This is a genomic window from Conexibacter sp. JCM 18997 (assembly GCF_055391915.1).
This window is the reverse complement of record NZ_AP043885.1, coordinates 3,625,067-3,642,604: the sequence shown is the minus strand read 5'-3', so window position 1 is coordinate 3,642,604 and position 17,538 is coordinate 3,625,067. Positions and strand designations below refer to the sequence as shown.

Genomic DNA, 17,538 nt, shown 5'->3' with positions numbered 1-17,538 from the left:
CGTGCGGTCGGCTAGTCGTCGGACGCGTGGCGCGCGCCGACGGGCTCGATCTCGGAATCGTCGGGCAGGGCGACGCCGCGTTCCTCCTGCCGGCGCAGGCGCTCCTCCAGCAGCGCCAGGCGCTGGGCCAGGACCTTGGACTGGTCGGCCAGGCGCGAGACCACGGCGGAGAAGTGCAGCAGCAGGATCAGGACGAAGGCGAACGCGACGAAGAACAGCGCGTTGGGCGCGTAGGCGATGCCGAAGGCGTTGGCCAGCCGAGCCAGCCCGTCGCGCCAGATGGCCAGGCCCAGCAGCACCGTGGCGCAGAACAGCCACACCAGCGCGTAGCGCTCCAGCAGGCGGCGCCGGCGGACCATCTCCAGCACGAAGAGCAGCAGCCCCGCGGCGCCGACGATCGCGACCGCCTGAATGCGACTGTCCACGGCTAGATCCCCGTCTCCGCGGCCACGGGCGCCGCTCCGCCGGGCTCGGGCACCGGACGGCGGCGGAACATGCCCACGAACAGCGCCAGCAGCACCTTGACCATGTAGTACGCCGACTTGCCCGACGAGATCGAGGAGACGCCGCCGCCGCGGGTGTACATCCGCACGGGGATCTCCTCCATCTGCAGGCGGTGGTGATGGAGCATCAGCACCGCCTCCACCTCGGGGTAGTCGTGCGGGTAGTCGTTGGCGAACAGCCGGATCGCGCGGCGGTTGTAGAGCCGGAAGCCGGACGTCGGGTCGCTGATCGGCTGGCGCACGAAGCGCGACAGCAGGAAGGCGAAGATGTGGATGCCGGCGCGCCGGCTGATCGGCGCCGGGTAGCGATGCTCGTTGTCGCGCAGGAAGCGCGAGCCGCACACGACGTCCAGCTGGGGGCGGGCGCGCATGTGGTCGACCAGCTTGTCCAGCTCGGCCGGGTCGTGCTGCCCGTCGCCGTCGACCTGGGCCATGTAGTCGTAGTCCTGCTCGGCCGCGTAGACGAAGCCGGCCTGCACCGCGCCGCCGATGCCGAGGTTGAACGGCAGGCGCACCACGCGGGCGCCGGCAGCCTGCGCGGCCCGCGTCGTGTCGTCGGTCGAGCCGTCGTCGACCACCACGACATCCCACTCCGGAGCATCGGCGTGGATCCGGCGCACGACGTCGCCAACCGTGGCCGCCTCGTTGTAGGCGGGGACCACGGCAAGGTGTGAGGTGTCTGGGCGCACAGAGGTCATGACGTGTGGCGGGGCCGTTCGTTGCGCAGGTGACCGCAGCCCGAAGCTCCCGGATTGTACGAGCCGCCCTCCTAGGATCGCCTGCGTGCGCCTCTCGCTCGTCGTGGTGACCTACGGATCGGCCCCCGCGTTGGAGGCGCTGCTGCCCGCGCTGGCCCGTGAGCTGGAGGCCGACGACGAGCTGATCGTCGTCGACAACGCCTCCGTCGACGACTCCGTGCAGCGGGCCGAGCAGGCGGGCGCGCAGGTCGTGCGCAACGCGGGCAACGTCGGGTTCGCCGCCGCCTGCAACCAGGGCGCCGCGCGGGCCACCGGCGACCTGCTGGTGCTGCTGAACCCCGACGCGATCCCCGAGCCGGGCTTCCGGGCGGCGATCAGCGCACCCTGGGGCGGCGCGTGGGACGCGTGGATGGGCCTGGTGCTGGACCGCGACGCGATCAACACCAGCGGCGGGGTCGTGCACTTCACCGCGATCGCCTGGGCCGGCCAGGCCGGCGAGCCGCCCGCCGCCGCGCCGGCCGCACCCCGTCCGGTGGGCTTCCTGTCGGGTGCCTGCCTGGCCCTGCCGCTGGCCACGTGGCGGGCGCTGGGCGGCTTCTCGCCGGAGTTCTTCATGTACCACGAGGACGTCGACCTGTCGCTGCGCCTGCGGTTGCGCGGCGGGCGCCTGGGCGTGGTGCCCGACGCGCGCGTCGACCACGACTACGCGTTCGCCAAGGGCCAGGCGAAGTGGCGGATGCTCGAGCGCAACCGCTGGGCGACGATCCTGCGCACCTATCCGACGCCGCTGCTGCTGGCGCTGGCGCCCGCGCTCGCCGTGCTCGAGCTGGCGCTGTGGCCGGCCGCGCTGGCCGGCGGCTGGGGTCGGCCCAAGGCGCTGGCCACGCTCGACGTGCTCCGCGCGCTGCCGCGCCTGCGCCGCGAGCGGCGCGCCGTCCAGGCCACGCGCACGGCCAGCGTCGCCGACTTCGCCGCGGCGCTGACGCCCGAGCTGTCGTCGGCCTACCTGGGCGCGCTGGGCCGCTCGACCGTGCTGGCCGGCGCGCTGCGGGCCTACTGGTCGCTGGTGCGCGCGCTGGTCAGTCGAGCTTGACGTCGAGCACCTGCACGCCGCGCGTGGCGTCGGGTGGGCCCAGCGCGCGCAGCGTCAGCAGCGTGTACTTCGTCTTGGGGTCAAAGCGCGCGGTGCCGTGCACGACCGTCGTCTGGCCCGCGGCGATCCGGCCCCGGCGGCCGTCGAACTCGTAGCGGGCCGGCTGGTCGCCGGGCCACGTGCCCAGCGTCACGGTCACCGGGACCGACCGCTCGTCGGGCGTGCGCGGGGTGGCGGCCAGGTAGGACGGCGGCGCGCCCTGGGCCAGGCGGCCGGTGTCGTCGAAGGTGGCCACGAGCTGCCAGTCGGCCACGGGCGGGGAGGGCGTCTGCAGCAGCTGGATGCCGAAGCGGTCGACCAGCAGCTGGGCGTCGCGGAACGCGAACGAGCGGTCGCTGGCCGCCTTGACGAAGTACGGCCCGTCGCCCACGCCGAGGCTGTCGGCCAGGGCGATGAACTCGCCGGCGGGGCCGATCGCGAACTGCTGGGGATAGGGCTGCTGCAGGTCCGGGGTGGTGGGCAGCTGCAGCGTGCGGTCGACCGACGCGTTCCAGAACGACACGTCCCACCACACCCCGTAGGAGGAGCCGGGGTCGCCCAGCGTCGAGGCGATCACCTGGGCCTGGGCGCCGGGCGGCAGCGTCGCGTCGACCCAGCGGCGCCCGTCGATGAAGTCCTGGCTGACGCCGGCCTGGGTGTCGGCGATCTTGCGCAGCGAGTAGGCGGTCTCGGCGGCGCAGAACAGCGTCACCGCTATCAGCAGGGCGACGCCGGCCGGGCGCCCCCAGCGCCCGCGGCGGGCCAGCGCCAGCAGCACGACGACGATCAGCGCGACGACCGCCATCAGGTGCGGGAACGTCAGCTCCGGCATCCCCAGCGTCTTGCCCAGCTGGGCCGAGCGGCCGATCAGCACGGTGTGGAAGGTCTGCTCGGGTGAGACCAGCGACGGCCCGGCCTGCGTGATCTGCGCGCCGTAGACGATCCAGGCCACCCCGGCCGCCGCCAGCGCCAGCGGCCACGTCGCCGGCCGGCGATCGGCCACCAGCGCGACCATGCCGACGAACAGCAGCGGGCACAGGTAGAACAGGTAGCGGCTGTTGATCCCCTGCGGCGTGTAGCGCGCGGTGAACGCCCCGACCACGAGCGTCAGCAGCACCGCCGAGATCACGGCGACCAGCGCGAACGCGTGCTGCTCGCGGCCCAGCGGACGCCACAGCGTCTGCAGCGCCCAGGCCGCCGCCAGGGCCAACGGGACCAGGGCGACGCCCACGGCGACGTAGGCCAGCATCTCGCGGCTGAACATCCACTGGCCGGTGGCGTCCAGCGCGTTGCCGGCCACGCCCTGGCGGCTGTAGCCGCCGAACAGGTTGGGCCGGGCGATCGCGTAGACCACGACGCCCAGCAGCGCGGCGCCCAGCAGCCAGCGGTGGCGCACGACCGCGGCGCGCAGCCCGCGGCCCAGGCGCACGCGGCGCGGCGCCGTGGCGTCGGCCGGGTCGGTGGCGAAGCGCAGCTCCTGCACGAGCAGCCCGGCGATCAGCGCGACGGCCAGCACGGCCAGCTGCGGGCGGGCGGCGTAGGCCAGCAGGATGCCCAGCACGCCGATCAGGTCCCCGCGCCCCGACGGTCGGGCGATCGCGTGCTGCACCGCCAGCGTGGCCCACAGGAACGCCGGATAGGCGGCCACCTCGGTCATCATCGTGGACGCGGCGGCCATCCACGGAACGATCACCGTCAGCAGCGCCACCAGGTAGGACAGGCGCCGGTCGGCGACCACGCGCATCGACAGCAGGTAGGCGGGGATCGCGGCCGAGGCCATGATCAGCGCGTTGACCACGCCCATCACCTGATGGGCGACGTTGGTGTCGCGGATCATCCACACCGGCGCCAGCAGGATCGGCTGCAGCTGCGACCACGACGTGAAGTAGGCGTCGCCGGGCAGCAGCGGATGCAGCTCGTCGCCGATCTGGCGCGACTGCTTGAGGTACTCCAGCTCGTCGGGCTGGATGAAGTACTGCACGCACTGCAGGACGAACCAGATCGTGATCGCCGCGCCGACGGCGATGATCGCCACCAGCGGCCAGCGCACCCGCACGCGGGCCAGCCACGCCGGTCGGCGGCGCGCGCGCTCCTCGGGCGCGGGCGCTCTTACGAGAACGTCGCTCGCCATAGCACCGAGTTCATCGCCCGCCACAGGGCGTCGGGATCGCGCCAGACGCCGGCCCGCACGTCGGCCGCGACCGCCGCGCGGTCGATCGCCGGGTCGCCGGCGTTGTCGTCCAGCAGCACGTCGGTGGCCCAGGCGCGCCCGGCGTCGGAGCTCAGCCAGGCCGCCTGGGGCGGCTCGAAGCCGACCTTGTCGCGGCGGGCCAGCACGTCGGCGGGCACCAGGTCGCGCACGGCGTCGCGCAGCGCCGACTTGGTGAAGCCGTCGCGGATCAGGAAACCGGGGGGCAGCGACAGGGCCAGCTCGGCCACGCGCCGGTCCAGGAAGGGCAGGCGCACCTCGCGGCTGTGGGCCATCGAGTTGCGGTCGCCGTAGCGCAGCAGCTCGGGCAGGCTGGTGAAGAACGCCTCGCGCAGCAGCTCGTCGCGCAGCGGGTCGCGCGGGCGCGGCCAGTCGGGCTCCTGCGGCGTCGCGTCGGCCCCGGCCTGGGCGGCCGTGGCGCTGGCGTAGGGCGAGACGTCGCGCCCGCGCAGGCGGCGGGCCAGCGCCTCGGGCATCAGCCCGCGCCCGACCGCGGCGCGCAAGGGCAGCCGCGTCTCGGGCTGGGTCGCGTAGGCCTGGGCCATGGCCACCGGTCCCATCGAGCGCAGCGCGTAGCCGCGGGTGAGGATGTAGCCGGCCAGCAGCTCGTCGGCGCCCTGGCCGTCGAGCAGCACGGTCACGCCGGCCGCGTGCGCCGCGGCGAACACCGACCACTGCGCGTACTGGTTGAGCTTGAGCACCGGCTCCTGCTGGGCGGCGACGAACGCGGGCAGGTCCGCGCGCAGCGCCTCCAGCGTCGGCTCGGTGGCGTGGTGCTCGGCCACGCCGGCCGCGCGGGCCACGGCGTCGGCGTAGCCCCACTCGTCACGCGCGTAGCCGGGGAAGCGCGCGGTGAAGGCGTGGCGGGAGTGCTCGCCGGCCAGGTGCGCGGCCAGCGCGACGATCGCGCTGGAGTCGACGCCGCCGCTGAGCGAGGTGCCCACCGGCACGTCGGCGCGCAGGCGCAGGCGGATCGAGTCGGTCAGCAGCTCGCGCAGCTCCGCGACGGCGTCCGGGTAGTCCTCGGGCACCGCGACGGGCTCGGGCGCCCAGTAGCGGCGGGTGTGCAGCTGGCCGTCGTGCCAGCGCAGCACGTGCCCGCCGGGCAGCTTGCGCACGCCGGCGAAGAACGAGCGCTCGACGGGCGGCATCGTGCCGCGAGCCACGAACGCCGCCACCGCGGCCTCGTCGGGCGCGCCCGCGCCCGGGATCGCCTCGATCAGCGCCTGCACGTCGGAGGCGAAGGCGATGCGCCCGGCCTGCGGCACGTACAGCAGCGGCTTCTCGCCGAACGGATCGACGGCCAGCGTCAGCGAGCCGTCGCGCTCGTCGAACACCGCCAGCGCGAACATCGCGTTGATGCGATCCAGCGCGCCCTCGCCCCACTCCTGCCAGGCGTGCAGCAGCACCTCGGTGTCGGACTCGGTCACGAACGCGTGGCCCAGCGCCTCCAGCTCCGCGCGGCGCTCGCGGTAGTCGTAGACCTCGCCGTTGAAGACGATGTGCAGCGGGCCCAGGTGCATCGGCTGCATCGCCCGGTCGGCCAGGTCGATGATCGCCAGCCGGCGGAAGGCCAGCCCGCAGCCCTCGTGCATCCACGTGCCCTGCCCGTCGGGGCCGCGGTTGGCCATCGCCGCGGCCATCCGTTCGAGCACGGCGCGATCGGGCAGCGGGGCCCCGGCGATGCCTGCGATGCCGCACATGCAGGCGTCGAGGCTAGCTTGGACGGCATGCGTCGTCTCGCCCTCGTCCTGTTCGCCCTGGCCCTCCTGGCGGCCGCTCCGGCGGTGGCCGCCACACGCATCAGCGCCACCAGCGGACCGGGCAAGAAAGCCGCGGCCACGGCGTTGGCGGCGACGCACGGCGGCACCGTGGTGCGCGTCACGCGCGACAACAAGGCGCCGGCCTTCATCCGCTACGACGTCGTCGTGCGCAAGGGCTCCAAGCGGCTGTCGGTCGACGTGGCCGCCGACTTCAGCGTCACGCGGGTCGGCCCCGCCGGCTGACCTCGCTCAGGCGGCGCGGGCGGGCGCGTCGGCGAACGCCTCGGCCAGCAGCTCGTAGGAGCGCAGCCGATCGGCGTGGTCGTGGACCATCGTCGTGACGATCAGCTCATCGGCGTTCGTGCGCTGCTGGAGCTCGAGCAGCTCGCGCCGGACGGTCTCGGGCGAGCCGACGATGTGCGACGCCTGCCACCCGTCGACGAACGTCCGCTCGGCCGGCGTGAACTCGTAGGCCGCCGCCTCCTCGGGCGTGGGGAAGCGCCCCGGTCGCCCGCTGCGCAGCCGCAGGAAGGACAACAGCCCCGGCCCGTGCAGGAAGCGCGCGTGCTCGTCGGTGTCGGCCACGACCACCTGCACGCCGATCGAGGCGTACGGGTCCTCCAGGCGCAGCGACGGCTGGAAGCCGCTGCGGTACAGGTCCAGCGCGCCGAGGGTGTTGGCGGGCATGAAGTGGTGGGCGAAGCTGAACGGCAGGCCGAGCGCCGCGGCCAGCTGGGCGCTGTAGCCGCTGGAGCCCAGCAGCCAGATGTCGGGCGCGTCGCCCTCGCCCGGCGTGGCGTGGACGCGCTGGATCGAGCCGTCGAAGTACCCGCGCAGCTCACCCAGCAACTGGGGCAGGTCGTCCCCGCCGCCCTCCATCGAGCGGCGCAGCGCGTAGGCGGTCACCTGGTCGGTGCCCGGCGCGCGGCCGATGCCCAGGTCGATGCGGCCCGGGTGCAGCGCCTCGAGCGTGCCGAACTGCTCGGCGATCACCAGCGGCGAGTGGTTGGGCAGCATCACGCCGCCCGAGCCGACCTTCAGCGTGGTCGTCGCGGCGGCCAGGTGGGCGATCAGCACGGCGGGCGCCGAGCTGGCGATGCCGGACATGTTGTGGTGCTCGGCCACCCAGTGGCGCACGTAGCCCAGACGCTCGACGTGCTGGGCCAGATCGATCGAGTGACGCAGCGCCTCGCCGGCGCTGGAGCCCTCGGAGACCGGCGCGAGGTCGAGGACGGAGAGGCTGGCGGAACCCACTGACGGCATGCATCCAGTGTCGCAAACCGCCAGGTTCGGCATCTGCGGGTTGTGGGCGAGGCGTCAGAACGAGAGGATCCGGTTCATGCGGGCCGGGGTGACCACGATGATGGTGCTGTGCGGGCTGGCGAGCGCGCCGGCGGTTGCGTCCGCGCAGCCGGGTGTGACGGCGATCGCCGTGCAGGTGGTGGCCCCGCCCCAGGTGGTGCTGGGCAGCGACGGCCGCCAGCACATCGAGTACGACCTGCTGGTCACCAACGCGTCGACCGCCGACGTGACGCTGACCTCGTTGGAGGTGCGCGACGAGCGCCACCACCGGCTGCTGCGCCTGGAGGGCGACGCGCTCTCGGGCGCCACGTCCGCGCTGCTGGAGGACGAGCCGACCGCGACCGTGCCGGTGTCGGGCACGGTGCAGGTGGTCGTCGACGTCGCGGTGCGTCCCGGCGCGGTGCCGGCGCGGCTGTCGCACCGCATCGCCTACGCCGTGCCGCCCGACGCGCCGGCCCCCGAGCTCGTCGAGAGCACCCGCGTGGACGGGCCGGCCGTGCGCGTGCCCCGCCAGCGGCCCGTGGTCATCGGCGCGCCGTTGCGCGGCGCCAACTGGGTGGCCATCAACGCCTGCTGCCGTCCGTCCAGCCATCGCGACGGGCTGTACGCCGCCAACGGGCGCTTCGTGACCAGCGAGCTGTTCGCGATCGACTTCGTGCGGCTGGACCGCGGGAACCTGTACGTCGGCGGCGGCAGCACGGCCGAGTCGTGGGCGGGCTACGGCGCGCGGGTCGTCGCTGCCGCGGCGGGCACCGTGGTGCACGCGGTCGACGGCCGCAAGGAGATCGCGCCCGTGCCGTTCGGCACCCGCGGGCCGTTCGCCTCGCTGGACGAGCACGGCGGCAACTACGTCGTCCTGCGGATCGCGCCCCGGGTCTACGCCTTCTACGCCCATCTGCGGACCGGTTCGGTGCGCGTGCGGGCCGGCCAGCGCGTGCGCGCTGGGCAGGTGCTCGGTGCGCTGGGCAACAGCGGCAACACGAACGCGCCGCACCTGCACTTCTCGATCAACGACGGTCCCGATCCGAAGACCGCCAACGCGATCCCCTGGGTGCTGGACCGCTTCCGCCTGAGCGGCACGGCGACGATCACGCCGACCGCCGAGGGGGGTCTGCAGGCCGCCGTGCCGGTGGCCGGCGCCGCGGGGTCCATGCGCTTGCGCTACCCGGTCAGCAACGCGGTCGTCACGCTGGAGGGACCGTGACCGACCAGGAGGCCCGCGACGCCTTCGGCCAGCCCTCGGGCGCGGCGAGCTCGGAGGCGGTGCGGCCTCCGAAGCCGTCGCGCCGGCGTGAGCCGACGGACGGCCGGCCGCGGCGCAGTCCGATCCCGCTGCTGTTCACGCTCGCGGCGATCGTGGTGACGGGCTACGTGCTCTACCAGTCCGACCAGGACGCGCTGGACTCGCCGACGGTCATCCGGCGCGAGCTGGACGGCCACGCGCTGGCCGGACCGTCGCTGGTGCGCGCCGCCAACCTGCGCCGCGCGCTGGGCGCGGTGCGCAGCGAGATGGAACCCGGCGAGGTCCTGCTGAGGTTGCAGCTGAAGCCCGAGGGGCTGTCGACCACGGTGCGAGACGACAACGGCAACACGCGGTTCATCGACGTCGGTCTGAACTTCGACGTCCGCGCCCGGGACTGGTCGACCGACACCAGCTCCAAGCCGCTGGACATCGCGGCGCTGGACCCGGCCGCGGCCGAGAAGGTCGTGCGCGGGGCCCTGCGCGGCGCCAAGGCCGACGACACGCATCTGGCCTACGCATCGCTGTCGGGCGGCGATCCGCCCACCTGGTACGTCTCGCTGGAGGACGTGCCGATCGGCGAGCAGACGTGGTCGGCGGACCTGGCCGGCATCGCCGTGACGCATCCCGGCGAGCTGCCCTTCGCCTCGGGGCTGACCGGGCGCTCCCTGCTGCGCGACGAGAACTTCGCCGCCGCGCTGGAGCAGGCCAGCACGTACGGCCGGCGGGTGACGTCGGTGCGCCTCGGCCCCCAGTCGCTCAACGTGACCGTGCGGGGCGACGGGCGCTCGCGCGACGTCCAGGTCGACGCCGCGCAGCGCCTCACCGTCCGCGACACGTCGGGCAGCACGTCGGGCCCGTCGATGGCCATCGACGCGATCGACACCGCCGCCCCGGCGCGGGCGTTCCGCACGGCGGCCGAGCGGGGCGGCGTCTCGCCGGCCAAGGCCGACTACGCGGTCCTGTTCCCCGCGTCCCCCGGCGACCAGACGGGCGCCCGGTGGGGCCTGTACTTCAAGGACGTTCCCGACGAGCGCGCCTACTGGCGCTCCGACGCCGCCGGTCGTCACGTGGAGCGCACCGGATGATCCGCACGGTCCGCCAGCTGGTCGGTGCGGCGCTGGCGCTGGCCGGCGTCGTGATCCCGGCCTGGGCGGTCTTCCACCTGTTCCGCGAGGGCTCCTGCGGCAACCCGGGTGAGGTGGCCTGCCCCGACGAGCTGGGCTGGTGGATCATGGGCCTGGTCGGCTCGTACTGCCTGCTGCTGCCGCTGGGCGTGCTCCTGGCGGGCAAGGACCGGGCCACCGGACGGCCGCTGCTGCTGGGCCCCGTGATCGCGCTCGGCGGGACGGCGCTGGTGGCCGGCGTCGTCTACTCGTTCCTGGGCTCCTCCGCCAACCCCGACACGCGCTGGGTCGGCTACGTGGTCGGTGGCATCGCCGCCGTGATCCTGATCCCCGTGATCCTCGGCGTCATCGGCGGCCTGTCCCGCAGCACCGTGTCGGCGCCGAAGATCGCGCTCACGCCCCATCCGGTCGACACGGCCGAGACCGCGGCGTTGGATCAGATGGCCGCGCTGGCCGCGACGCTGCAGCAGGTCCGCACGGCCAAGCCCAAGCCCAAGGCGTCGACCGCGGCCAAGACCGACTTGGCCGAGCGCCTGAAGACGCTGGACGACCTGCACGCCTCCGGGTTGATCGACGACGCCGAGCACCGCCGCCGGCGCGACGAGATCCTGGCCGAGATCTAGCCCGTGGCCGAGCGGTCGCGGTCGCGCGCCCGCAGCGAGGCCTCGGGGCGGACCGGCTCGCCGGGCACGTAGCGCTGGACGAGGTAGGCGCCGTGGCGGGGGTCGATCCGGGTGGCCAGCGCGGCCGCGCGGACCGGGAGCGGGTAGTAGCCGACGGTGCGGGCCAGGTCGACGCGCAGCCCGTGGTACTCGGCCAGCTCGGCCAGGGCGCGCCCGGTGAACAGGCGCATGTGCATGTGCACCCGCTCGCCCAGGTGGCCTTCCATGAAGTCCATCGGGTTGCCGACCACGACCTCGTCGGAGACGTGGCTGACCTGCGGCTGCCAGCCCAGCACCAGCGAGGCGATGTTGTGCCAGCTGGCCAGGTTGTTCGTCGACACGACCGCGTAGCCGCCGGGGCGCACGATGCGGCGGATCTCCTTGAGGAAGTGGTCGGTGTCGGCCAGGTGCTCGATCACCTGGTTGCTGTGCACGACGTCGACCGAGGCGTCCTCGAAGGGCAGGCGCTCGGTCACGTCGGCCTCGACCACCTCGATGCCGCGCTCGCGGGCCTGGGCGGCGTCGAACGGGTCCAGCTCCACGCCGATCACCCGCGCGGCGCTCGCGCGCTGGGCGACGCGGGCGGTGAACGCGCCGTCGCCGCAGCCGAGATCGACGAGCGTGCCCTGCGGCCGGGGCAGGATCGTGGCCAGGATCGCCCGGTTGTTGGCCTCGTGGGTCTCGTCGTAGATGCGCGCCAGGGCTGACATTCGGCGCGCAACCTAGCCCAGCGCCGTGGCGAGCACCGCGGCGACCGTCGGCTCCTCGGCCGCCCAGCTCAGCCCTGGCGCGGCCCGCTGGACGTTGGCCCGGTAGCGATCGAGGTCGCCCCGCAGAGCGGCGATGCCCGCAGCCAGCGCGTCGGGGTCCGCCGGATCGACGACGACGCCCAGGTCGTCGCGCTCGCAGGCCTCGCGGATCGCCTCCATGCCGGCCGGCACGATCAGCGGCAGCCCCGCGGCGACGGCGTGGAACAGCCCGTTGACCAGCATCGTGGGGGAGTTGGCGTTGACCGGCACGTACAGCAGCGCGGCGGCGTCGGCCGGCGCGATGAACGCCGCGATCTCCGCGGGTGCCACCGACCCGACGTAGGCCACGCCCTCGCGCGCGGGCTGGTCGTCGTAGCCGTCGCCGACGAAGGCCAGGCGCACGCCCGCCGGCAGCCGCTCGGGCACCACGGTGCCCGGCTTGTGCTGGCCGACCATGACCAGCAGGAAGTCGTCGGGCGCCGCGCCGGCCAGCGCGCGCAGGTCCGCGGTCGCCGGCCGGGCCAGCCGCGCGTCCTGGGCGTTGCGCAGGACGGTGAACGAGCGGCCGTGTCGCGCCTGGTAGGCCCGGGCCATCGCGTCGCTGGTGGTCACGCACGCGGCGGCCCGGCGGATGCACCGCGCCTCGATGCGGGCCCGCACCCAGTGCGTCGCGCGTTCGCTGCGCCGCAGCCGGCGCCCGTCGAAGGGCAGCGCCTCGTACAGGTCGTGGGCGTCGTAGACGTAGGGACGGCGCCGCACCCAGACGGCCAGCACCTGCTCGAAGCCGTGCACCCAGTAGAGGTCGGCGGCGGGCAGGCGGCGCGCGGTCAGCAGGTTGAACGCCGCCCACGAGGCCAGGAAGTACAGCGGGCCGGCCACGCGTCCGGCCAGCGCGGTCAGGCGCTGCACGACGTCGCGCCCGACGTCCGGGGCGTCGCTGCCGGCGTCGGCCAGCGATTCGCCCACCGAGCGCAGCGTGAGCAGCTCGAACGGCGCGGCGGAGAAGTCGACGGCCGAGGCCTGGGCCTCGACGACGATCGACTCGTGGCCCAGCCGGGCGATGGTCGTCGCCTCCTTGAGCGTGCGCGAGTCGCGCTCCAGGCGCGCGGGGGTGAGGGAGACGACGCGAGCCACGGTCCGCGGCGAGCCTAATGGGGCTCGAAGCCGAGGATCGCGGTGGCGCGGTCGACGTGCGCGGCTCCCGGGCCCGACCAGGAGGCCCAGCGCAGCCGCGAGGCACCCGCCCGCCGGGTCACCGCGGCGACGGCGGCGACCAGCGCGATCGCCGCGCGCACCCCGCCGCCGGCCAGCTCGACGGCGATCAGCTCGGCATCGTCGCCGGGCGCCGCCGGCCAGCGCACCAGCGCCAGCGGGGCCAGCACGCCGGGCAGCGCCACCATGCGCAGCGGGTCGCTGGCCGCGGTGGCCGGCGCGCCCACCAGCGCGGCGGGCGGGAAGCCGCTGGCGTCGCGCGCGGCGGCATGCCCCGGTCGCAGCAGCGTCGCCCGGACCGCCAGCCCCACCAGCGACGCCCACGCGCCGCGCGGGCCGGGCCGCAGCGCCAGCGCGCGCTCGGTCACGCGCCGTTGGCGGCCGCGCGGCGCTGGGCGCGGGCCATGGCGAAGCGCTTGAGCGGCCGCGCGATCGGGCCCGGGATCGAGGCCAGCGCCTTCAGCCACAGCGGCATCACCACGCGCATCAGCACGGCCACGAACCACCACGACGCGCGGTCCTGCCATTGGGCCACGGCGAAGGCGCGGGCCGCGGCCGGCGCGTCGCCCGCGGGCGCCACCGCCTCCACGCTCTCCACGAACCCGCGATAGGTCCAGCGCCCGCCCTGCACCACGTCGGCGAACGCGGCCTGCGTGATCGCCGCGCGGCGGTCGTCGCGGCGCATCGTCTCCAGCACCTCGTCGAGGTTGGAGAAGTCCGGCTCCAGGGGGATGTAGTGGCGGTCGGCCTCGAGCACGCCGTTGTACTCGCCGCGCACGAGCACCTGGCAGGTGCGCGACACGCAGGCCTCCAGGTGGCGCGGGGAGATCGCGAACAGCTTCAGCTCGCCGTCGCGCCCGGGGAAGCAGGCCGCCTCGACCTCGGCGAACGTCGCGTCGGGGTGGTCGAGCTCGTAGTCGTAGACCTTGACCCGCAGCGACCCGTCCTGGTCGAGGATCGAGGCGCCGCCCTCCACCCCGATCGTGTACTTCGAGCGGGCCTGGAAGCGCGACCAGTCGTCGCCGTACAGCGTGTCCTCGTCGCGGGTGGAGATGTCGACGTGCAGGCCGTGTGCCGGGCCCTGCTCGGAGAACACGCGGGCGATCTCGGTCTTCAGCTGGCCGTGGCGGCCCAGCCACTTGGCCGCGTGCCAGGCCCGGTAGCCGACGTCGATGTCGCGGCCCGGCCCGGCGTCGACGTCCTCGGCGATGGCCACCATGCGCGCCACCTCGTCGTCGTCCAGGTAGCCGGTCAGGGCCACGTGGAAGCGCACGCGGTCGAGGTCCATGCGCCCGTAGACCTTGCCGTGCTCGGAGGGCGGCACCGGCGTGAACACGTGATCGACGCCCAGCTCCTCCATCACGTCGGCGACCAGGTCCGAGCGCAGGAAGTCGTCCTGGGGCAGCGCCACGCGCACCCGGCCCAGCCCACGCAGCGCCTGCGAGCGCCGGCGCATCCACGGCGCCCCGTCGGGCGTCCAGCGGTAGGTGGCCAGGTAGGAGGTGTGGAAGACGACCAGGTCCCACCGGGTGCGCCGCACCCACGCGGGGACGTGGCGGCGGACTGCCAGGTTCAGATACGCCGTGCGCCCGGACGAGTAGCGCTCGAACGCGTACAGGTGGTCGCGGATCGTCGCGCGCAGGGGCGACTGGCGCAGGGCGTAGACCACGAGGACGTTGGGGCCAGCGGGCATGCGGGGACGACGGTAGCCTGCCGCGCGTGCATCCCCGTGTGGAGCGAGTCGCCAGCAAGGTCCTGCGCTTCGGCATCGTGCCGAAGGCCAAGGCCCGCGCGGGGCAGGCCTACATGCAGGCGCGCGCCCGCCGCGGGGGCCCGGCGCCGCAGATCCGCAGCGCCGACGACGATCACAACGCCGTCGACGACTACTGGACCGGCCACCTGGTCAACAGCGCGCCGTTCCTGACCGCGCGCCAATCGGCGCGCTACCTGGACTGGCGCTTCGACCAGTACCCGCTGTTTCGCGAGTTCTCCGGGCTGTACGGCCAGCACGACGGCGAGACCGTGCTCGACTACGGCTGCGGCCCGGGCAACGACGTCACCGGGTTGGCCATCCACACGGGCGCCCGGCGGATCGTCGGCGCCGACGTGTCGCCCAGCGCGCTGGAGCTGACCCGCCACCGGCTGTCGCTGCACGGCGTCGGGCCCGATCGCGTCGAGCTCGTGCGCCTCAGCGACGCCCACGTCGGCCTGCCCTTCGACGACGCCAGCTTCGACTTCGTCTCCAGCCAGGGCGTGATCCACCACACCAGCGACCCGCTGGCCATCCTGCGCGAGCTGCACCGGGTGCTGCGGCCCGGCGGCGAGGGCTCGATCATGGTCTACAACCGCGACTCGGTCTTCCTGCACCTGCACGTGGCCTGGGAGCTGCAGATCCGCGACGGCCGCTTCAGCGACCTGCCCGTCGAGGAGGCCTTCGCCAAGGCCACCGACGGCGAGGACTGCCCGATCGCCCTGTGCTACTCCGGCCCCGAGTTCGTGGCGCTGCTGGAGCAGGCCGGGTTCGAGGCGCGCTACCTGGGCGGCTACCTGTCGCAGTGGGAGCTGCGGGCCATGCAGGAGTCGTGGGGGTTCGCGATCGCCGACGAGCGCCTGGCTCCCGAGCACCGCCGGTTCCTGCGCGAGCTGCGCTACGACTACAACCACCGCCCGATGGTCGGCGACCTGCACGCCGGCTACGGAGGCGCCTACCGGATCCGTCGCGTGGCATGACGCCGGCGCGCGGCGGGCGTGTCCTCGCGGTCGACGGGCTGCGGGCCTGCGCCGTCCTGGCCGTCATGTGCTTCCACTCCGGCTTCGCCGTGGTCGGGCACGGCGGGTACCGGGGCGTCGACATCTTCTTCGTCCTCAGCGGCTTCCTGATCACCGGCGTCCTGCTGGGCGAGCGCGAGGCCACCGGCCGCGTGTCGCTGGGGCGCTTCTACGCCCGCCGGGCGCTGCGGCTGTACCCGCCGCTGATCGTGCTGGTGATCGTCCTGACGCCGTTCGGCGCCTCGATCGCCCACAGCTTCGACGCCTGGGTGTCGGCCAGCTTCCTGGCCCTGACCTACACCACGGACCTCGTCCAGTTCTTCCCCTGGCTACCGCACGGGTCGTCCAACCCGTTGGGTCAGACCTGGAGCCTGGCCGTCGAGGAGCAGTTCTACCTGCTGTGGGCGCCGCTGTTCGTGCTGGCCGGGTTCGGCCTGCGCGAGCGGCGCGGCCTGCGCGCCGTGATCGCCGTGCTCGGGCTGGCCGTCGCGCTCGTCGGCCTGCTGCTGCTGACCCGCCGGGCGGACCCGACCTCCGCCTCGGTCTACGACCGCCCCGACCTGCGCTTCGCCCAGCTCCTGGTCGGCGCCGCCCTGGCCTTCGCGCTGGACGCGGCCCGGCCCGGCCCGGCGCTGCGCCGCGCGCTCGGCCCGCTGTCGCTGCTGGCGGTCGCCGGCATCGTCCTGACCATGCACGAGCTCCCGTTCCCGTTGGGCAGCCCGTGGGGCTCGTTCCTGATCTGGACGACGGTCCTGACGCTGTGCACCGCGGTGGTCATCGCCCGGCTGGTCACCGACGACCGGGCGGTGCTGTCGCGGATCCTGGCCTGGCCGCCGCTGGTGGCGATCGGCGTGCGCTCCTACGCCCTGTACCTGTGGCATGTCCCGCTGTTCGAGCTGATCCAGCCCGAGCTGCTCGGGCGCTCGCTGTCGCGAACGACCGAAGCGGTGATCGAATGGGCCGTCACGTTCGCCGCGGCCGAGCTGAGCCTGCGGCTGGTCGAGCGCCCGGCCTGGCGGCTGAAGGACCGGCTGCGCTCGACGCCGGTGGCCGGCATCGAGCCGGTCGAGCCGCTGCGGTCGGTCGCCTGAGCGTCACGCCCGGCGGCTAGCCTGCGGCCCATGGACATCCGGGGCAAGAAGCTCGTCGTGATCGGCGGCGCGGGGCTGATCGGCTCGCACACGGTCGACGCGCTGACGCGTGAGGACGTCGGCGAGATCGTCGTGTTCGACAACTTCGTGCGCGGCACGACGGAGAACCTGGCCGGCGCGCTGCGCGACGACCGCGTGTCGGTCTTCGAGATCGGCGGCGACGTCACCCAGACGGACATCCTCAACGCCGCGCTGAAGGGCGCCGACGGCGTCTTCCACTTCGCCGCGCTGTGGCTGCTGCAGTGCCACGAGTACCCGCAGTCGGCCTTCGACGTGAACATCCGCGGCACGTTCAACGTGCTCGAGGCGTGCGTCGCCCAGGGCGTCCAGCGGCTCGTCTACTCCTCCAGCGCGTCGGTCTACGGCGACGCGGTCGAGGAGCCGATGACCGAGGACCACCCGTTCAACAACCGCAACTTCTACGGCGCCACGAAGATCGCCGGCGAGGCGATGGCCCGGGCCTACAACGAGCGCTACGGCCTCGACTACGTCGGGCTGCGCTACATGAACGTCTACGGCGCCCGCCAGGACTACCGCGGCGCCTACATCGCGGTGATCATGAAGATGCTCGACGCGATCGACCGCGGCGAGCCGGTGACGCTCTACGGCGACGGCTCCCAGGCCTACGACTTCGTCTACGTGACCGACTGCGCGGCGGCCAACGTGTGCGCGATGCGCTCCGACGCGACCGACGGCTTCTACAACGTGGGCACCGGCGTGCGCACGTCGCTGCGCGAGCTGGCCGAGATCGTGCTCGACATCACCGGCTCGGACGTGGGCATCCGCTACGAGCCGCAGGGCCTGACGTTCGTCAAGAACCGCATCGGCGACCCGACCGCGGCCACCCGCGACCTGGGCTACCGGGCCGCCGTCGGCCTGGAGGACGGGCTGCGCGAGCTCGTGGCCTGGCGCCGCGGCCACCTGGACGAGGTGGCCCGCAAGCGCGACCTGGCCGCCGGCGAGCAGCGCCGCGCGCTGGAGCTGGAGCAGCCGGTCGCGGCCGAGGCCGGCGCGGAGTAGG

Annotated in this window: 17 protein-coding genes; 8 read left to right on the top strand and 9 right to left on the bottom strand. The window is 74.0% G+C overall.

Annotated elements, in window-relative coordinates:
* Positions 1-11 precede the first annotated feature (11 nt).
* Positions 12-425: a DUF2304 domain-containing protein gene (locus ACZ5UI_RS18370; protein WP_464189569.1), complete on the bottom strand. Its 414-nt coding sequence runs from the start codon at positions 423-425 to the stop codon at positions 12-14.
* A 2-nt stretch (positions 426-427) separates the two neighbouring features.
* Complete coding sequence (locus ACZ5UI_RS18365) at positions 428-1,165, bottom strand: glycosyltransferase family 2 protein (protein ID WP_464189567.1); 738 nt, start codon at positions 1,163-1,165, stop codon at positions 428-430.
* A 121-nt stretch (positions 1,166-1,286) separates the two neighbouring features.
* Here ACZ5UI_RS18365 and ACZ5UI_RS18360 point away from each other — a divergent pair, with 121 nt between their 5' ends.
* Positions 1,287-2,294 carry a glycosyltransferase gene (locus ACZ5UI_RS18360; protein ID WP_464189565.1) on the top strand — a complete coding sequence of 336 codons (1,008 nt, stop codon included), beginning with the start codon at positions 1,287-1,289 and terminating at the stop codon, positions 2,292-2,294.
* On the opposite strand, the gene ACZ5UI_RS18355 is transcribed toward ACZ5UI_RS18360, so the two are convergent.
* A complete protein-coding gene (locus ACZ5UI_RS18355; RefSeq protein ID WP_464189563.1) occupies positions 2,281-4,464 on the bottom strand; it encodes a hypothetical protein in 2,184 nt (727 codons plus the stop codon). The two genes, ACZ5UI_RS18360 and ACZ5UI_RS18355, sit on opposite strands and share 14 nt — an antisense overlap.
* On the bottom strand, positions 4,443-6,245 hold the full coding sequence (gene asnB, locus ACZ5UI_RS18350; RefSeq protein WP_464189560.1) for an asparagine synthase (glutamine-hydrolyzing): 1,803 nt from the start codon (positions 6,243-6,245) through the stop codon (positions 4,443-4,445). Before asnB ends, ACZ5UI_RS18355 begins: the two co-directional genes overlap by 22 nt.
* Before the next feature lie 27 nt (positions 6,246-6,272).
* On the opposite strand from asnB, the gene ACZ5UI_RS18345 reads away from it, so the two are divergent.
* The gene (locus ACZ5UI_RS18345; RefSeq protein ID WP_464189558.1) at positions 6,273-6,548 is read left to right on the top strand and encodes a hypothetical protein; all 276 of its coding nucleotides are present in this window, start codon (positions 6,273-6,275) and stop codon (positions 6,546-6,548) included.
* 6 nt (positions 6,549-6,554) lie between these two features.
* Here the strand turns inward: ACZ5UI_RS18345 and ACZ5UI_RS18340 are convergent, their stop codons facing one another.
* The gene (locus ACZ5UI_RS18340) at positions 6,555-7,568 is read right to left on the bottom strand and encodes an LLM class flavin-dependent oxidoreductase (protein WP_464189555.1); all 1,014 of its coding nucleotides are present in this window, start codon (positions 7,566-7,568) and stop codon (positions 6,555-6,557) included.
* Between the two features lie 76 nt (positions 7,569-7,644).
* Between ACZ5UI_RS18340 and ACZ5UI_RS18335 the strand changes: the two genes are divergently transcribed.
* From ACZ5UI_RS18335 to ACZ5UI_RS18325, 3 genes are read left to right on the top strand one after another with little or no spacing between them, the layout of a single operon-like run.
* Positions 7,645-8,811 (top strand): M23 family metallopeptidase, encoded by a 1,167-nt coding sequence (locus tag ACZ5UI_RS18335; RefSeq protein ID WP_464189553.1) that lies wholly within the window; start codon positions 7,645-7,647, stop codon positions 8,809-8,811.
* Complete coding sequence (locus tag ACZ5UI_RS18330) at positions 8,808-9,935, top strand: hypothetical protein (RefSeq protein WP_464189551.1); 1,128 nt, start codon at positions 8,808-8,810, stop codon at positions 9,933-9,935. The genes ACZ5UI_RS18335 and ACZ5UI_RS18330 overlap by 4 nt, the downstream gene beginning before the upstream one ends.
* Complete coding sequence (locus ACZ5UI_RS18325) at positions 9,932-10,597, top strand: SHOCT domain-containing protein (RefSeq protein ID WP_464189548.1); 666 nt, start codon at positions 9,932-9,934, stop codon at positions 10,595-10,597. The genes ACZ5UI_RS18330 and ACZ5UI_RS18325 overlap by 4 nt, the downstream gene beginning before the upstream one ends.
* On the opposite strand, the gene ACZ5UI_RS18320 is transcribed toward ACZ5UI_RS18325, so the two are convergent.
* The 4 genes from ACZ5UI_RS18320 to ACZ5UI_RS18305 are packed head-to-tail and all read right to left on the bottom strand — an operon-like array spanning position 10,594 to position 14,290.
* Positions 10,594-11,346: a class I SAM-dependent methyltransferase gene (locus ACZ5UI_RS18320; RefSeq protein ID WP_464189546.1), complete on the bottom strand. Its 753-nt coding sequence runs from the start codon at positions 11,344-11,346 to the stop codon at positions 10,594-10,596. The two genes, ACZ5UI_RS18325 and ACZ5UI_RS18320, sit on opposite strands and share 4 nt — an antisense overlap.
* Before the next feature lie 12 nt (positions 11,347-11,358).
* Positions 11,359-12,519 carry a glycosyltransferase gene (locus ACZ5UI_RS18315; protein WP_464189543.1) on the bottom strand — a complete coding sequence of 387 codons (1,161 nt, stop codon included), beginning with the start codon at positions 12,517-12,519 and terminating at the stop codon, positions 11,359-11,361.
* Positions 12,520-12,533: 14 nt separating this feature from the next.
* Complete coding sequence (locus ACZ5UI_RS18310; protein ID WP_464189541.1) at positions 12,534-12,965, bottom strand: hypothetical protein; 432 nt, start codon at positions 12,963-12,965, stop codon at positions 12,534-12,536.
* Complete coding sequence (locus ACZ5UI_RS18305) at positions 12,962-14,290, bottom strand: hypothetical protein (RefSeq protein ID WP_464189539.1); 1,329 nt, start codon at positions 14,288-14,290, stop codon at positions 12,962-12,964. The genes ACZ5UI_RS18310 and ACZ5UI_RS18305 overlap by 4 nt, the downstream gene beginning before the upstream one ends.
* A gap of 26 nt (positions 14,291-14,316) precedes the next feature.
* Here ACZ5UI_RS18305 and ACZ5UI_RS18300 point away from each other — a divergent pair, with 26 nt between their 5' ends.
* Genes ACZ5UI_RS18300 through ACZ5UI_RS18290 form a run of 3 tightly spaced genes read left to right on the top strand, consistent with a single transcriptional unit; the run spans position 14,317 to position 17,537 of the window.
* Positions 14,317-15,327, top strand: coding sequence for a class I SAM-dependent methyltransferase (locus tag ACZ5UI_RS18300; protein ID WP_464189537.1), 1,011 nt, complete (start codon positions 14,317-14,319; stop codon positions 15,325-15,327).
* Complete coding sequence (locus ACZ5UI_RS18295; protein ID WP_464189535.1) at positions 15,324-16,457, top strand: acyltransferase family protein; 1,134 nt, start codon at positions 15,324-15,326, stop codon at positions 16,455-16,457. The genes ACZ5UI_RS18300 and ACZ5UI_RS18295 overlap by 4 nt, the downstream gene beginning before the upstream one ends.
* Before the next feature lie 30 nt (positions 16,458-16,487).
* Positions 16,488-17,537: an NAD-dependent epimerase/dehydratase family protein gene (locus ACZ5UI_RS18290; protein WP_464189533.1), complete on the top strand. Its 1,050-nt coding sequence runs from the start codon at positions 16,488-16,490 to the stop codon at positions 17,535-17,537.
* The last annotated feature ends 1 nt before the right edge of the window (position 17,538 follow it).

Excerpts from the sequence above, each read along its gene's own strand:
- ACZ5UI_RS18355 (WP_464189563.1), bottom strand. The coding sequence starts at position 4,464 with ATGGCGAGCGACGTTCTCGTAAGAGCGCCCGCGCCCGAGGAGCGCGCG.
- asnB (WP_464189560.1), bottom strand. The coding sequence starts at position 6,245 with ATGTGCGGCATCGCAGGCATCGCCGGGGCCCCGCTGCCCGATCGCGCC.
- ACZ5UI_RS18345 (WP_464189558.1), top strand. The coding sequence starts at position 6,273 with ATGCGTCGTCTCGCCCTCGTCCTGTTCGCCCTGGCCCTCCTGGCGGCC.
- ACZ5UI_RS18340 (WP_464189555.1), bottom strand. The coding sequence starts at position 7,568 with ATGCCGTCAGTGGGTTCCGCCAGCCTCTCCGTCCTCGACCTCGCGCCG.
- ACZ5UI_RS18335 (WP_464189553.1), top strand. The coding sequence starts at position 7,645 with ATGCGGGCCGGGGTGACCACGATGATGGTGCTGTGCGGGCTGGCGAGC.
- ACZ5UI_RS18325 (WP_464189548.1), top strand. The coding sequence starts at position 9,932 with ATGATCCGCACGGTCCGCCAGCTGGTCGGTGCGGCGCTGGCGCTGGCC.
- ACZ5UI_RS18320 (WP_464189546.1), bottom strand. The coding sequence starts at position 11,346 with ATGTCAGCCCTGGCGCGCATCTACGACGAGACCCACGAGGCCAACAAC.
- ACZ5UI_RS18305 (WP_464189539.1), bottom strand. The coding sequence starts at position 14,290 with ATGCCCGCTGGCCCCAACGTCCTCGTGGTCTACGCCCTGCGCCAGTCG.
- ACZ5UI_RS18295 (WP_464189535.1), top strand. The coding sequence starts at position 15,324 with ATGACGCCGGCGCGCGGCGGGCGTGTCCTCGCGGTCGACGGGCTGCGG.
- ACZ5UI_RS18290 (WP_464189533.1), top strand. The coding sequence starts at position 16,488 with ATGGACATCCGGGGCAAGAAGCTCGTCGTGATCGGCGGCGCGGGGCTG.